Annotated in this window: 14 protein-coding genes; 9 read left to right on the plus strand and 5 right to left on the minus strand. The window is 61.2% G+C overall.

Annotated features, from left to right (window positions below):
• Positions 1-2: 2 nt before the first annotated feature.
• Positions 3-1,256, minus strand: coding sequence for a sarcosine oxidase subunit beta family protein (locus tag SMD31_RS19360; protein WP_320502584.1), 1,254 nt, complete (start codon positions 1,254-1,256; stop codon positions 3-5).
• Positions 1,257-1,599: 343 nt separating this feature from the next.
• On the opposite strand from SMD31_RS19360, the gene SMD31_RS19365 reads away from it, so the two are divergent.
• Complete coding sequence (locus SMD31_RS19365) at positions 1,600-2,649, plus strand: GlxA family transcriptional regulator (protein ID WP_320502585.1); 1,050 nt, start codon at positions 1,600-1,602, stop codon at positions 2,647-2,649.
• Here SMD31_RS19365 and SMD31_RS19370 read toward each other — a convergent pair.
• The 3 genes from SMD31_RS19370 to SMD31_RS19380 all read right to left on the minus strand — a co-directional run bounded on the left by SMD31_RS19370 (position 2,646) and on the right by SMD31_RS19380 (position 3,974).
• Complete coding sequence (locus SMD31_RS19370; RefSeq protein WP_320502586.1) at positions 2,646-2,942, minus strand: hypothetical protein; 297 nt, start codon at positions 2,940-2,942, stop codon at positions 2,646-2,648. The two genes, SMD31_RS19365 and SMD31_RS19370, sit on opposite strands and share 4 nt — an antisense overlap.
• Positions 2,943-3,117: 175 nt before the next feature.
• Complete coding sequence (locus tag SMD31_RS19375; protein ID WP_320502587.1) at positions 3,118-3,393, minus strand: hypothetical protein; 276 nt, start codon at positions 3,391-3,393, stop codon at positions 3,118-3,120.
• A gap of 8 nt (positions 3,394-3,401) precedes the next feature.
• On the minus strand, positions 3,402-3,974 hold the full coding sequence (locus SMD31_RS19380; protein ID WP_320502588.1) for an HD domain-containing protein: 573 nt from the start codon (positions 3,972-3,974) through the stop codon (positions 3,402-3,404).
• A gap of 88 nt (positions 3,975-4,062) precedes the next feature.
• Here SMD31_RS19380 and SMD31_RS19385 point away from each other — a divergent pair, with 88 nt between their 5' ends.
• Positions 4,063-4,740: a ferredoxin gene (locus tag SMD31_RS19385; protein WP_320502589.1), complete on the plus strand. Its 678-nt coding sequence runs from the start codon at positions 4,063-4,065 to the stop codon at positions 4,738-4,740.
• Positions 4,741-5,241: 501 nt separating this feature from the next.
• Positions 5,242-6,183, plus strand: a complete 942-nt coding sequence (locus SMD31_RS19390; RefSeq protein ID WP_320502590.1) for a hypothetical protein — start codon at positions 5,242-5,244, stop codon at positions 6,181-6,183.
• A gap of 180 nt (positions 6,184-6,363) precedes the next feature.
• On the opposite strand, the gene SMD31_RS19395 is transcribed toward SMD31_RS19390, so the two are convergent.
• Positions 6,364-7,263, minus strand: a complete 900-nt coding sequence (locus SMD31_RS19395) for a hypothetical protein (protein WP_320502591.1) — start codon at positions 7,261-7,263, stop codon at positions 6,364-6,366.
• Positions 7,264-7,503: 240 nt separating this feature from the next.
• Between SMD31_RS19395 and SMD31_RS19400 the strand changes: the two genes are divergently transcribed.
• The 6 genes from SMD31_RS19400 (at position 7,504) to SMD31_RS19425 (ending at position 15,409) form a co-directional block, all read left to right on the plus strand.
• The gene (locus SMD31_RS19400) at positions 7,504-9,042 is read left to right on the plus strand and encodes a trimethylamine methyltransferase family protein (RefSeq protein ID WP_320502592.1); all 1,539 of its coding nucleotides are present in this window, start codon (positions 7,504-7,506) and stop codon (positions 9,040-9,042) included.
• Between the two features lie 205 nt (positions 9,043-9,247).
• A complete protein-coding gene (locus tag SMD31_RS19405; RefSeq protein ID WP_320502593.1) occupies positions 9,248-10,750 on the plus strand; it encodes a methyl-accepting chemotaxis protein in 1,503 nt (500 codons plus the stop codon).
• 169 nt (positions 10,751-10,919) lie between these two features.
• Positions 10,920-11,999: an aldo/keto reductase gene (locus SMD31_RS19410; RefSeq protein ID WP_320502594.1), complete on the plus strand. Its 1,080-nt coding sequence runs from the start codon at positions 10,920-10,922 to the stop codon at positions 11,997-11,999.
• Between the two features lie 135 nt (positions 12,000-12,134).
• The gene (locus SMD31_RS19415; RefSeq protein WP_320502595.1) at positions 12,135-12,734 is read left to right on the plus strand and encodes a hypothetical protein; all 600 of its coding nucleotides are present in this window, start codon (positions 12,135-12,137) and stop codon (positions 12,732-12,734) included.
• A gap of 22 nt (positions 12,735-12,756) precedes the next feature.
• Complete coding sequence (locus SMD31_RS19420; protein ID WP_320502596.1) at positions 12,757-13,212, plus strand: (2Fe-2S)-binding protein; 456 nt, start codon at positions 12,757-12,759, stop codon at positions 13,210-13,212.
• Between the two features lie 13 nt (positions 13,213-13,225).
• Positions 13,226-15,409 carry a xanthine dehydrogenase family protein molybdopterin-binding subunit gene (locus SMD31_RS19425; protein WP_320502597.1) on the plus strand — a complete coding sequence of 728 codons (2,184 nt, stop codon included), beginning with the start codon at positions 13,226-13,228 and terminating at the stop codon, positions 15,407-15,409.
• Positions 15,410-15,415: the final 6 nt, after the last annotated feature.

Below are 15,415 nucleotides of genomic sequence, written 5' to 3' on the forward strand. Positions count from 1 at the left end.
AATTAGTGAGCGACGCCGGCAGCGCCGTGTTCGTCGATGAGGTAACCGCTCGTGAAGCGCTCGAGGGCGAAGGGCACAGCCAGCGGATGCGGCTCGCCCCGCGCAATGGTGTGCGCAAAGACGTTGCCGGAACCCGGCGTCGCCTTGAAGCCGCCGGTGCCCCAACCGCAATTGAGGAACAGATTCTCGACCGGCGTCTTGCCGATGATCGGCGAGGCGTCGGGGCAGGTGTCGACGATGCCGCCCCACTGGCGCAGCATGCGCAAGCGACCGAAGCAGGGGAAAAGGTCGGTCAGCGCGTTGAGCTGGTTCTCGATGATGAAGGGCGAACCCACCTGGGCGTAGGAGGTATAGGCGTCGATACCGGCACCCAGCACCAATTCGCCCTTGTCCGACTGGCTCACATAGACGTGGACCTGCGGCGACATGACGACGGTGTTGAGGATCGGCTTGATCGGTTCGGAAACGAGCGCCTGCAGCGGATGGCTCTCGACCGGCAGGCGGAAGCCGGCAAGACCCGCCATCACGCCGGAATGGCCGGCGACGACGATGCCGACCTTCTTGGCGCCGATGAAGCCACGGTTCGTCTCGACGCCCTTCACCACGCCGTTCACGATCTTGAAGCCGGTGACTTCGGTGTTCTGCAGTATGTCGACGCCGCGCTCGTCGGCCTTGCGGGCAAAGCCCCAGGCGACGGCGTCATGGCGGGCAACGCCGCCACGGCGCTGCAGCGAAGCACCCATGATCGGGTAGCGCGCCTTGGGCGAACAATCGAGGATCGGCACCATTTCCTTGATCTGCTCGGGCGTCAGGATCTCGCTGTCGATGCCGTTGAGCTGGATGGCGTAGACGCGGCGGCGCAGGGCCTGCATGTCATGCTGCGTATGCGCAAGATTCATCAGGCCGCGCTGGCTGAACATGACGTTGTAGTTGAGGTCCTGGCTGAGGCCTTCGAACAATTTCAGCGAGTGTTCATAGAGATGGGCTGATTCATCCCACAGATAGTTCGAGCGCACGATGGTCGTGTTGCGACCGGTATTGCCACCGCCGAGCCAACCCTTTTCCACCACAGCGACATTGGTGATGCCGTGTTCCTTGGCGAGGTAGTAGGCCGTCGCCAGACCATGGCCGCCGCCGCCGATGATGATGACATCGTATTCCGGCTTCGGCGCCGGGCTGCGCCAGGCCTCCTGCCAGCCCTGGTGGTAGCTGAGGGCGTTCCGGACCAGGCTGAAAATCGAATAGTTCTGCTTCATAGCAATCCCGATTTGGGGGTTTCCCCGACAAGCTGTGGCGCGAATGGGGTGTGATGCGTGTTCTACGGTCGCGGATCATGCCAAGGCAATGGGTGCGAATCCCCCAACCGCGCGCCATCTAATGTCGCGTTAACGCCGTGGGTCAAGCTGCCACAGCGCATAGGCTTTTGAGTTTTTTTCCCTCAAGACCATGACCTAGGCGTGGATGCAGCTATTATTCGCGCGTCATTACAAGAAATTGGCGCAATGGCGGAATTGCTCGGATTCCTGACCGACGGGTCCAATCAATGTCGCATGTGCGCTATTTTGCCTGTGGACGACATGTCGGAAATGGGATATTTCCGTGCCCGACTATTTTTCGCTGAACTCACTCGATGGGGGTATGGCCGTGTTCGGTGACTTGCCGGTGAAGCTGCCGCAGGAGATGGCGTTCCTGCTGGTGCCGAATTTTTCGATGATCGCCTTCACCTCGGCCGTCGAGCCCTTGCGCCTTGCCAATCGCGTGGCGGGAAAAGAACTCTATCGCTGGCATCTGTTCTCGTCGGACGGGAAGGCGGTGGCGGCGTCGAACGGTATACCGCTGACGCCGGAAGGCTCGGTTGAGCAGATCATCAATTTCGACACCATCGTGCTGTGCAGCGGCGTCGACGGGCATCTCTACGAAGACAAGAACGTGTTCGCACATTTGCGCCGAGCCGAAAGGCAAGGGGCGGATATCGGGGCACTTTGCACAGGTGCCCATATCCTTGCCAAAGCCAATATGCTCAACGGCTATCGCTGCACCATTCACTGGGAAAATCTGGCAAGCTTTGCCGAGAATTTCCCGGATATCGAAACCACATCGGAACTGTTCGAGATCGACCGCAACCGGTTCACCTGTTCAGGCGGCACGGCGGCCCTCGACATGATGCTCAATCTCATCTCGCAGCAGCACGGACATGAGCTCGCCGCGGCGGTCTCGGAACAGTTCATCCATGAGCGTATCCGCGATCGCCACGACCATCAGCGCATGGCCCTGACCGCGCGGCTCGGCGTGCGGCATCCCAAGCTCATCCAGGTCATCCAGCAGATGGAGGCCAATCTGGAAGAGCCGCTCGATCGGGCGGAACTTGCCGATGCGGCCGGGCTTTCCAGCCGCCAGATGGAGCGCTTGTTCGCAAAATACCTGCATCGGTCGCCTGCGCGTTATTATGTTGAACTGCGCCTGCATCGGGCGCGTCTTCTGTTGCTGCAGACCAACATGTCGGTCATTGACGTGGCGTTGGCCTGCGGCTTCGTCTCGGCGTCGCATTTCTCGAAATGCTATCGCGACTTCTTCGGCAAGACGCCGCGCCGGGAACGCGCGACACCCAATGCCAATCCGCGCCTGCAGATCGGCAGTGTCGCCGCCTAAATCTCCAAAGGCGCGTCGCGCTTGATCTCAGGCTCTTCGACGCTCTCGGCGTCGACGGCCGGACCGGTCGCGGCACCGTTCAGATACTCGCTGAAGTCGTAGCGGTCCTGGTCCCGCTTGGCGAGATTGGGTTCATAGAACTCGTCAACCGGACGCGAGGCATCGATGGTCTGCTCTTGCGCCGTGCCGGTGCTGATCTCGGTCTTGCCCTCGTCGGCAATGGCGAGGCTGGCGCCGATGAAGAAGCACAGCGCGATCAAGACCAGCGTGGCGATGCTCATGATGCGGAACATGTCGAACCCCTTGGCAGCACTCGATTCGGGCGATGTCGCCGTTTCGATGCTGCCAATCTAGGCCTAACGGGGGCGGTCCGTCTGTGATCCGGCCCACAGCTTGGACTCTCATCTAAGTACCTGAAAAATAAATATAAAGAGCGGCGATGTGACGCATCTCACGGCGTTAACCGCCTCACTTGGCGAGGCGCAGGCTCTTCTTCCAATACTCCAGAGCGCAAGCGACTGGGACGGGCAGGTTCTTGTACTTGTTGCGCATCAACTGCTCTGCCAGCGCGCCGCCGGAAATGTTTTCAAGCACATTGGTCCCGAGATCGTTGCCGCCGGTTTCCAGCGCAATGGTCTTTTGTTCCAATGCGCTGCAAGGGTTGCTGGTGGCTTCGAGCAGTTGCGGCGCCCAGAGGAAGGCAACCGCCAGTAACACGAGCGGCAGAAGAACACGCCGGATCATCGCGGCACTTATTCGGGGCGCGCGCGGCCGAAGGGCGGCTTGGCGAAGAGGCGCCGCACCATCGGCTCGAACGCGTCAATCGGGGCCGTGTCGTATGCCGGGTCGAAGCTGTTCTGGTCGTAGTTCTGGCAGAAGAGGGCGGTCTTCTCGAACATCGGGTGGCCGCGATAACGCTCGCGCTCGAAGCGGTCGAGCCCCAGGTGATGGAAGAAATAATAGCCCTGGAAGATGCCGTGATGCTTCACCAGCCAGTAATTGTCGTCCGAGACATAGGGACGCAGGATCGAGGCGGCGAGTTCGGAATGGTTTTCCGGCGCCAGCAGGTCGCCGATGTCGTGGACGAGGGCGCAGACGGTCAATTCCTCGTCGGCACCGTCGCGCATCGCCCGTGTCGCGGATTGCAGCGAGTGCTGATAGCGGTCGATCTTGTAGCCCATCTTGTCGCCGGCAAGCTTCTTGAGGTTGCCAAGAACGTTGTCGGCCAGATCGTGGTTGAGCTTCTGGTAGATCCCGTCGAGGAACTGGTATTCCGCGTAAGTACCGTCTTCCATGCGGATGAAGTTGACGGATTCAGAGTCCATGGCGGCGCATCCTCGACATCATTTTGCCAAAATCGCGTGCAGTTTAGGGGCCGCAAACATTCCGGTCCAGGTCCCACCAGGTTTATCGATGCTCACCGCGCTTCATAAGGCTCTCAATCCCTTGGGGATGGCGTTGCGTGGTGGCTTTGTGGCCGAAAGCGACGGCGATCTGCCGCTTTTGCGTTCAGGCGAGCCGGCGCGGTCGGTCTTGCTGATCGGCAATGTGGGCGGGGCTATGTGGCCAGCCTTTGCCGCCTCGGGTGCGCTGGCACGCTTTGCCACCCATCCGCTGGATCGGTGGACCCGCGAAGCGCTCGATCCGATCGCGGCACTCTTTGGCGCGACGGCGCTTTATCCCTCCGACGGGCCGCCTTACCAACCATTTCAGCGCTGGGCCGCGCGGGCCGAAGCGGTGCATGTCTCGCCCTTGCGGATCTTCATCCATCCGACTTATGGGCTGTGGCATGCCTATCGCGCCGCGTTCTTGCTGCCGACCGATCCGGGTCTAGCGCCACGCCAGGATATCGCGTCGCCCTGCGTCACCTGCTCAGCGCGGCCGTGCCTGTCGACCTGCCCAGTCGCGGCTTTCACCGCAAACGGCTTCGACGACCGGCGCTGCGCGCAGCATGTCGACGGTCCGGACGGGCAGGAGTGTCGCGACAACGGGTGCCTGGCACGCCGGGCCTGTCCCGTGGGCCGCGAATATTCCTATCCGCCGGCGCAGATGGCATTTCACATGGAGGCCTTTCTCGCACCACGACGTTGATCTCCACGTGAACCTTCTCCGGCCCTGCGGCGACCGACGGGCCTTAGCAAACGCTTCAGACGACAGACCAAGACGATGAAACAGTATCCTGGACTTAAAGCTTTCGGCAGCCTCGCCCTTGCCGGTTTCCTGATGGTGGGCGGTGCCTTGCTGGCCAGCTTCCTCGCCGGCAGCGCCTTCGGCGGCTAACGCGGCGACGGGGCGCCTTGCGGGCATCGGGTTGGCATTTTACATGCCAGATCATCGCGTTAACGTTTACCCGAATCCCCGCCTGGCCTGGCTAAAAAAGATGCACCCCACCCCCAGCTATGGTATCAACCCCGCCTAGAACTGTACCCGTGGGGGATGGTTGATTCTCTGGCTTTGCTGCGCGTCCGTCGCTCAGCGCTCCGCTTGGCAAGCTGTTCTGCCAGGCGGGTCTGGCTGAGCTTTCGGGCGATCGGTCGTTTCGGAGCATCAATTCCTTCCCCGTGCGTTGCTCCAACTGGTGGAGGGCGGGCTTTGCGCTCACTCATTCTTTCGCTGGCGGCCTTCTGCGCCAGCCTCGCGGTAATTGTCGGTCTTAGCGTCTCGACGGCACGTGCAGCCGACGTCACCTTGCTTGCGGTCGAAAAGGCTGGCGGCGCCGAAGTGAAGGGCGACATCGCCTGGTCGGTGGTGAAGGTGAACAAGGAAACCGGCAAGCCCGAGGCGAAGCCCTCGGCGACCGGCAAGGGTGCGCGTCTCGTCACGAAGCTCGATCCCGGCCAGTATTTGGTGACCGCCAAGCTCGGCAAAATCGAGAGCAGCCAGGCGATCCTGATCGGCAAGTCGGCGACCACGCGCTCGCTGGTCCTTGCCGACCCGAGCAAACAGACCGCATCGAAGAAGCCGGAAGCTGGCCCACCGGCGCAGCTCTCCATCAACATGAAGCTGAGCAAGGGCAAGAACCCGGTCAAAGAGCCGGTCCTTTGGGAAGTCTATGAGTATCGCAAGGGTGCCACTGAAAACGGCGAGAAGATCGCCGAGCAGAAGGCCGCTGTTGGCCAGTTCAGCTTGCCCGGCGGTTCCTATGTCGTGCGTGCCCATTTCAAGGACGCCAAGGCCGACCTCGTCATTCCGATCCAGGCCGGCCAGTCGCTGAAATACACGCTCAACATGTACGCGGGCTATGCGAAGCTGACGGCCTTGAAGCCGAAGAAGCAGAAGACCCAGGCCGAGGCCCTCAATTGGCAGATCCTGCGCCAGCGCCCCAATGCTCCTGGGGTCTACGAGCTGGTCGCCAGCAGCATCAAGCCGGACCCCACCTTGATGCTGCGCGAAGGCCGCTATCTGGCCGTCGCACGTCTTGGCGCCAAGCTCTGGGGCAGCGAGCCGATTGTCATCACGGCCGGTGAGACGACAGCCAAGAAGATCAACCTCAAGGAAGGCGTCGGCGCCCCCGAGGTCGCCGCGGCGAACTAAGCCTTTCCTGGAGTGGATCCCCGGGTCAAGGCCGGGGATGACGGGAGAAATCGGACCGAACCTTTAGAAACATCCGTCATGTCCGGGCGAAGATCCGGGCATCTACTGCCGGCAAATGAATGAATAGTTGAACGGCGCCCTTATCGGCGCCGTTCTCCGTTTCGCCCCGGATGACAGCCTTTAGTGCTGCCAATGGAACCATGAAAGATCTGCGGCAAAGCCCAGCGCGGGCGTGCAGGCGGGAGAGTCTCCGACCTCCCAAGACAACGCCCATGAGGGAACGAAACGACCGGCGTTGTAACTCCAATGCGCCCGCGTGCTGCTCGCCGGTTGGGCCGTGACGATTTTGGCATGCCGCTCGGAGTATGGATATCTCGCGGTCATCACGAGCGGGTGGAGATCCCATAGGGATACGGCGGCATGGTAGGAGCCTGGGCCGTCATTGTTCGCAACCTCAATGCAATACGGCGTGTTTCCTGCCGCCTGCTCCGCACTCTCGACGATTCGTGTCGTATAGAAAGCGCCTCCTAAGAAACTCATAATGGCGCTCAGGCCAATCATCGCCATGAACAGTCCGCATGAGGCGGGGAGCATGACCCATTGAACATACCGGTTCGACACACGGGCACCATGAAGCGAGCCCACGATTAGAAGTGTTGCCGAGCCCAACATCAAGCATTGAAGTAATGCAGCGCGGCCTTGGAGCAAGGGTATCATCATTAGGCCGCCGAGATATGTGACGATCATCCCTGCGCCGACAATCTCGAAATGATGGAGTTGAAAGGGTGATGGAGATTGCAAGCCGATCAACTCGCTTGAGTTTTCCTTCGTGCAAAGCCAACGGAAAATGACGCCGAGTATCGAGCCGCAGATGACCGATATTTCAGTCATGATCACAAACATCGCGTCGAGGCCCGCGCCCGGTGAATTGCCCCGCGATCGGTGGATAAGGAATGCGAAGGTCGCTACCACGACCAACAGCAAGGCGAAGTACCCCCTGCGAAGGGAGCGCGGAGCCAGGAAGGTAAACAGGCAGGCGACCGAGCCGATGACAAATTCAGCCGCGATAATCTGGTCCATGGGAAAGGCCCTGATGGATGGGGAACGCGTTAGACTGGCGGGGCATTTGGGCGTCTTGCGGACGACGAGGAGGCAAATTAGGGGCGGATTGCGATTTTCGGCGTTCGGGCGAGCCCCTGGTAGTTTGGCGATCGACGCCAAATTCCGCCCCGGAATGCGTTCCATGAGACTTTCTAACGCCCGCCGCCTCCGCCATTTGCTAGTTTGGGTGTTGGAATTTAACACCCAACGAGGCTTATCATGTCACGGGAAGCAGCGCGCGAGGCGCGCGGTCGCCGCAACACCAGGCAGGCGAAAGGGCTGAAGCAGCTCCCCTGGCGCAATCATCGCAACAATTACGATCCGGTCCGGGTGCTGAGCGATGACCAGATCGAGGCCATTCACCAGACGTCGCTGCGCATCCTCTCGGAACTCGGCATCGAATTCCTGGAAGAGAACGCGCTGCGCATCCTGAAAGAAAACGGTGCCGAGGTGAAGGCCGGTTCCAATCTGGTGCGCTTCGATCCCGCGCTGGTCATGGAAAAGATCAAGACGGTGCCGAAGACGTTCACGCTGCATGCGCGCAACGCGGCGCACAACCTCACCTTTGGCGCCAACCACATCAATTTCGGCTCGGTCGCATCGGCGCCCAATGTCTCCGATATGGATAAGGGCCGCCGTCCGGGCAATTTCGAGGATTACTGCAACCTCGTGCGTCTGGCGCAGTCGTTGAATGCGGTGCAGTTCCTGGGTGGCTACCCGGTCGAGCCCGCCGATCTGCCGCCGAGCACGCGTCATCTCGATGCGCTCTATATGGCAGCGACGCTCACCGACAAGGTGTGGCACCCGTATTCGCTGGGCAACGAACGCATCGAGGATGCGATCGAACTGATAGCGTTGGCGCGTGGCATCTCGAAGGAGCAGCTTGCCAAGGAGCCCAGCGTCTTTTCGATCATCAACAGCAATTCGCCGCTGCGCCTCGATACGCCGATGCTGCAAGGCCTGCAGGCGATGGCGAAGGCCGGACAGCCGATCGTCCTTACCCCCTTCACGCTGTCGGGCGCGATGGCGCCCGCGACCATTGCCGGCGCCCTGGCGCAGGCCAATGCAGAGGCATTGGCGGGTCTGGCGTTCACGCAGATGGTCAATCCCGGTGTCCCTTGCGTCTATGGCGGTTTCACCTCGAATGTCGACATGAAGACGGGGGCGCCTGCCTTCGGAACGCCGGAATACACGCGCGCGGCGATGGCCGGCGGCCAGCTCGCGCGCAGATACGGATTCCCCTATCGCTCCAGCAATGCCTGCGCCTCGAACACGGTCGATGCGCAGGCCGCTTATGAATCGCAGATGTCGCTGTGGGGCGCCGTCATGGGCCACGCCAATCTGATCCTGCACGGCGCCGGGTGGATGGAAGGCGGGCTCGTCGCCTCGTTCGAAAAGATGGTCATCGATGCCGAGATGATCCAGGGCATGAGCGAGTTCATGATGCCGCTCGATGTTTCGGAAGATGCGCTTGGTTTTGAAGCGATGCGCGAGGTCGGCCCGGGCGGGCACTTCTTTGGTGCCGCGCACACGCTGGCGCGTTACGAGACGGCGTTCTATTCGCCGCTGGTCTCGGATTGGCGCAACTATGAAACTTGGCGTCTCGCCGGGGCGCAGGATGCGGCACAGCGCGCCAATACCCTGTGGAAGCAGGCGCTGGCGGAGTTCGAAGCACCGGCGATTGATCCGGCCATCGACGAGGCGATGAAGGACTTCATCGGCCGCCGCAAGGCCGAGGGCGGGGTGAAGCAGATTTGAGGGCGGCGCGAGGGGCGACCTTCGCTGCGGCTAACATCTTCATTTTCGGAAGAATCCTATTCGATAGGATTAAAAGCGAAAGTAATACCGAAAAAAGATATATTATCGTGTGTGTTGTACGAAGAAACTTTACTGACTATTCGTACAATTAGCAGATATTGGCCCCACCGTTGAGCATATGCTCGCGCTTGAGAGGTGGAGCGAAATGTTTGGGTCAATCCTGCGTGGCGATGCTGCCTTGATCCTGGCGGCCTTCCGGCGTTCACAGGCGATCATCGAATTCGACCTTGATGGCATCATCCTGACGGCCAATGAGAATTTCCTGAAGGCCGTCGGCTACAGGCTGGACGAGATCAAGGGCAAGCATCACAGCCTCTTTGTCGCCGAGGACGAACGGCAATCCGACGCCTATCGCGATTTTTGGAAGACGTTGCGCGCTGGTACCTACCAGGCCAAACGCTTCAAACGCATCGGCAAGGGCGGTCGCGAGGTGTGGATCGAGGCCAGCTACAATCCTGTGCTCACCCGGTCAGGCCGACCCTACAAGGTCGTGAAGATCGCCACCGATATCACGCAGCAGGTGCGCGAGGAGGCTGAGCTCGAGGGCCAAGTCGCGGCCATCAATCGCTCGCAGGCAGTTATCCATTTCGAGCTCGATGGCACCATCGTTCACGCCAACAAGAACTTCCTGGACGTGGTCGGCTATACGCTGGAAGAAATCAAGGGCAAGCATCACAGCATGTTTGTCGAGCCTGCGGACCGCGACGGCGCCGAATACAAGCAGTTCTGGGACAGGCTGCGTGCCGGCGTGTTCCAAGCCGGCCAATACAAGCGCATCGGCAAGGGCGGCAAGGAATGTTGGATCGAAGCCAGCTACAACCCTGTGCTCGATGCCAACGGCAAGACATCTCGGGTTGTCAAATTCGCGACCGATCTCTCGAAACGCAAGATTGAGAATGCGGCGCTTGCCACCCAGTTCGAAGCGAACGTCAAGAATCTGGTTCGGCAGGTCGCGGCATCGGCGCAGAATATGAAGTCGACGGCTGCCTCATTGTCCGATGCGGCAAGCCAGACGAATGAGCAGTCGGCGATGGCGTCGGCCGCGTCGCAACAATTGTCGAGTTCGGTCGAAGAGATTGCCCGCCAGATCGAAGGTGCGAACAAGGTCATTTCCAGTGCCGTCGATGTGGCCAGGGAATCCGAAGCCATGGTCGGTGGCCTGGTCGGCGCTGCTGACAAGATCGGCGCGGTGACCAATCTCATCACCAGTATCGCCGGACAGACGAACCTGCTCGCCCTCAACGCCACGATCGAGGCGGCCCGTGCCGGTGCGGCCGGCAAGGGCTTCGCCGTCGTCGCCAACGAGGTCAAAAGCCTGGCGACCCAGACCGGGAGAGCGACCAGCGAGATCGCCGACCAGATCACCGACATCCAGGGTTCCAGCCAGAAGACCGCTTTGTCGATCCGTGAGATTGCGGACATCATTCAGAATGTCAGCCAGATCAGCGCCTCGATTTCGAGCGCGGTGGTGGAGCAGTCAGCGGCAACGCGGGAAGTATCCGCCAATATCGGCGGCGTCTCACGCGCGGCCGAAGATACCGGCCAGGCCTCGGCGACCGTGCTCGACGTCTCTGAGGATCTCGCCCGCCAGGCAGAGGAACTTGAAACCCGCGTCGACGCTTTCCTGGTGACCGTGCGCCGTATGTAGTTACCGCAACCTTTCGATATCTCCACGAACTCATGGCCCGCCCGAAGCGGGCCATCTTTCTTTGTGCCAGGCAGAATCATGCAACTTTCTGACAGGAACGGGTATTAAGCGGCGGGCCTCTCCGTGGTCCAATCGCGGCATCTTTCATCCCATCATTTGAGGGTGCACCATGCCGCTTGATCATTTCGTGACTCTCGGCCGTTCCGGCCTGCGTGTTTCACCGCTTTGCCTTGGCACCATGACCTTTGGCGAGGAATGGGGCTGGGGATCTTCGGTCGATGAGGCGAACCGAGTTCTCGACGCCTATCTCGATCGTGGCGGCAATTTCATCGATACCGCCAACATCTATACCAAGGGTCATTCGGAAAAGATCATCGGCGATCAGCTCGGCCGCCATGTGGCCAAGCGGGCCAAGGCCGTCATTGCCACCAAGTTCTTCGGCAATCTCTATCGCGGCGATCCTAATGGCGGCGGCGCCAACCGGAAGAGCATCATCGCGGCCTGCGAGAATTCGCTGCGCCGCCTCCAAACCGACTATATCGATCTTTATTGGCTCCATGCCTGGGACCCGCTGACGCCGATCGAGGAGACGATGCGCGCGCTCGATGATCTGGTTGAAAGCGGCAAGGTGCGCTATATCGGCTTCTCCGACACGCCGGCCTGGAAATGTGCCGAGGCGCAGACCATCGCGCGGTTTCGCGGCTGGGCGCCCCTCATCGCCCTGCAGATCGAATATTCGCTGCTTGAGCGCACGGTAGAAGGCGATCTGGTGCCGATGGCGCTGGAGCATGGTCTCGGCATCACGCCATGGTCGCCGCTCAAAGGTGGTGCTCTTACCGGCAAGTATCGGCGCGGCACCACGGCACAGGCGGGTCGTGGCGAACGCGTGACAGCGGCACTCACGGACAAGGCCTACACCATCGTCGATGCGCTCGTTGAAATGGCTGAAAGCCTCAACACGACCGCGTCGCGCGTGGCTCTGGCCTGGGTGTCGGGGCGACCCGGCGTTGCGGCACCGATCATTGGTGCACGAACGCTGGCGCAGCTGGAGGACAATCTGGGGGCACTGGACGTGAAGTTGACGCCCGAGATGACGCAGAAGCTGAACAGTCTCAGCGTCCCGATCCTCAATTTTCCGGCGGGCTTCCTTAACTATGTTTCCCAGGTGGCGCAGGGCGGTACCACCGTCAACGGTGTCAGCGCCGAGCCTTGGCCCCTGTCACCGGAGGGTGATTCCGACCGTTATTGATCGGACACCGGCGCTTCGCAGTTTTGTGCAAGCAAAGCGGACAATCGGGCATTTGAGCCAGCCCGGAATCGTGTTCCAATTTGTGTCTCACGTCAGTCGCCCTGTCATGGGGCAGCCAGCCAATGGGAGTCGCTGATGCGTTCAGCGCGGAATGGTCTTCGCCAAATTGCCGCCATATCGTTGTCCGTACTGTTCGGAACGGCGTTGCTGTTCTGGGAAGCCAACCACAATGCCAGCCAGGGCGAAACGACGGCCAGTGCCGCCGACAGCCTCAAAGCCTGGGATCAGATCGTTACCGTTCTTGAAAACCCGCGCTGCTTGAACTGCCACCAGGTGCAGTCACCGCTGCAGGGCGACGAGCGGCGCCTCCATGTGCCGTTGGTGGTGCGGGGCGAGGACAATATGGGCGTTCCTGGCATGCGCTGTACCACCTGCCATAGCCAGACCGGCAACAACCCGACCTCGGGCGTACCCGGCGCACCCGGCTGGTCGTTGGCGCCGCTGGAGATGAACTGGCAGGGTTTGAGCTCCGGCGATATCTGCCGCCAGCTGCGCGACCCCAAGCAGAACGGCAACCGCAACGGCGAACAATTGGTCACGCATTTCTCGGAAGACGACCTCGTCGGCTGGGGTTGGAACCCCGGCAAGGGACGCACGCCTGTTTCCATGCCGCGCGCCGAGCTGACAGAGCATGTCAAGACATGGCTCGCCGGCGGCAGCGAGTGCCCGAAATAAGAGACCGGATAAGGAGGATCACATGATCACACTCAACATTAACGGTCAGAACCACGATCTGGACGTCGAGCCGGAAATGCCATTGCTGTGGGTGCTGCGGGACCGGCTCAACATGACGGGCACCAAGTTCGGTTGCGGCGTCGCCCAATGCGGCGCCTGCACCGTCCATGTCGATGGTGAATCGCGCCGCTCCTGCTCGACCATGGTCGGCGATGTTGTCGGCAGCGAGATCACCACGATCGAAGGCCTCGACGGCAAGGTGGCCAAGGCCGTGCAGACGGCATGGCAGAAGCTGGACGTGGTGCAATGCGGCTACTGCCAGTCGGGGCAGATCATGTCGGCGATCGCCTTGCTCTCGGTGAACGAGGCACCGACGGATGCGGATATCGACGCCGGCATGGAGGGCAATATCTGTCGCTGTGGCACCTATCAGCGCATCCGCGCGGCGATCCACGAAGCCGCCAAGTCGCTGGCTTGAGGGGGAGATGACGATGTTGAAGATGCAAGCAGACACGACCACCTCACGCCGTGCCTTCCTGAAAGGTGCTGCCGTCACCAGCGCGACATTCGTTCTGGGCGCCTTCGTCCCCTTCGGCCGGTTTGCCTTGGCGGAAGGCGAGGCGGCCGCCGCGCCCAAACCGGCGATCGATCCCAATTTCTTCCTGCGCATCGACAGTGACGACACCGTGACGGTGTTGTTGAAGCATCTTGAAATGGGGCAGGGCGTCAGCACGGGCCTGCCGACACTGGTGGCTGAAGAGCTGGATGCCGATTGGTCGAAAGTGCGCTTCGACCATGGGCCGAACAATCCCAAGGTGTTCAACAACCTGTTCTTTGGGTCCTATATCGGCACCGGCGGCAGCACCTCAATGGCCAATTCCTGGACCCAGATGCGCCAGGTGGGAGCGGCGGCGCGGGCGATGTTCGTCTCGGCGGCAGCCAAGCAATGGAATGTGCCGGCGGCGGAAATCACGGTCGAGAACAGCGTGCTGAAACACCCGTCGGGCAAATCCGCCCGCTTTGGCGAATTGGTCGAAGCGGCGATGAAGGAGCCGGTTCCCGAAGAGATCAAGCTGAAGGAACCGAAGGACTGGAAGTATATCGGCCAGAAACTGCCCCGTCTCGATACACCGGGCAAGACGACGGGCAAGGCGATCTTTGCGCTCGATTACCGCCGCCCGAACATGCTGGTCGCCATGGTCGCGCGGCCACCGCGTTTCGGCGGCACGGTTGGGAAGGTTGACGACGCCGCGGCGCGCAAGATCGCCGGCGTTGTCGATGTGGTTCAGATCCCCAGCGGTGTCGCCGTTCTTGCCAAGGACACCTGGGCGGCGATGCGGGGGCGCGAGGTGCTAAAAATTGACTGGCAGCTCGACAAGTCTGAAAGCCGCTCGAGCGATGACATGCTGGCGGAATACCGTGAGCTTGCCGTCACGCCGGGCCTCAAGGCGGATCGCCGCGGTGACGCGGCGGCGGCCCTTGGCAGTGGTGGCGACGTCCATGAAGCGGAATTCGTCTTCCCCTTCCTGGCGCACGCGCCGATGGAACCGATGAACTGCGTCATCGAACTGACCAAGGATGGTGCCGAGATCTGGGGCGGCAGCCAGTTCCAGAGCATCGACGACTATGCTGTGAGCCAGGTCCTGGGCACGACGCCCGACAAGATCAAGATCCACACCCTGCTGAGCGGCGGCAGTTTCGGCCGCCGTGCCAATGCCTTTGCCGATTGGGCGGTCGAGGCCGCCCATATCGCCAAGGCGATCGGCGGCAAGGCGCCGGTGCAACTGGTCTGGACGCGCGAGGATGATATCAAAGGCGGCCTCTATCGCCCCATGGTGCTCCATAAACTGAAGGCTGGCCTGAAGGATGGCCGGATCACAGGCTGGCAGCACGCGATTGTCGCCAAGTCGATCCTGGTGGGCACGCCGTTCGAAGGCATGATGGTCAAGGACGGTGTCGATGCGACCACGGTCGAGGGTGTCGCCGAGACGCCCTATCAGATCGAGAATTTCGCGGTCGATGTCCACAACGCCAAGACCGAAGTGCCGGTGCTGTGGTGGCGCTCGGTCGGGCACAGCCACACCGCCCATGTCATGGAAACGACCATGGACGAACTGGCCCATAAGGCCGGGCAGGATCCGCTGGCCTTCCGTCTGTCCTATCTGAAGGACGGATCACGCGAAGCAGGCGTGCTGAGGCTTGTGGCCGAGAAGGCGGAATGGGGCAAGAAGATGCCGGCGGGCAGTGCCCAAGGCATCGCGATGCACCATTCCTTCGGCTCCTATGTCGGCATGGTGGCGGAAGTCACCACGAGCGAGAGCGGCTTCAAGGTGAATCGCATCGTGGCTGCGGTGGATGTCGGCGTCGCCGTCAACCCGGACGTGGTGTCGGCCCAGGTCGAAGGTGCGATCGGTTTTGCCATGTCGGCGATCCTGCGCAATCGCATCACGCTGAAGGACGGGCAAGTCGAGCAGAGCAATTTCGACGATTACGAACCGACCCGGATGAAGGAGATGCCGGTGGTCGAGGTGCATCTGGTCAAATCCGGCGAAGCGCCCTCAGGCATCGGCGAGCCGGGCCTGCCGCCTCTGGCGCCGGCTATCGGCAATGCGATCTTCGCCGCCACCGGCAAGCGGCATCGCTCGCTGCCCTTCCAGGGACCGATTTCGGCTTAAGTCAAA

Origin of the sequence: Dongia rigui (assembly GCF_034044635.1) — a bacterium.
Lineage (GTDB): Bacteria > Pseudomonadota > Alphaproteobacteria > Dongiales > Dongiaceae > Dongia > Dongia rigui.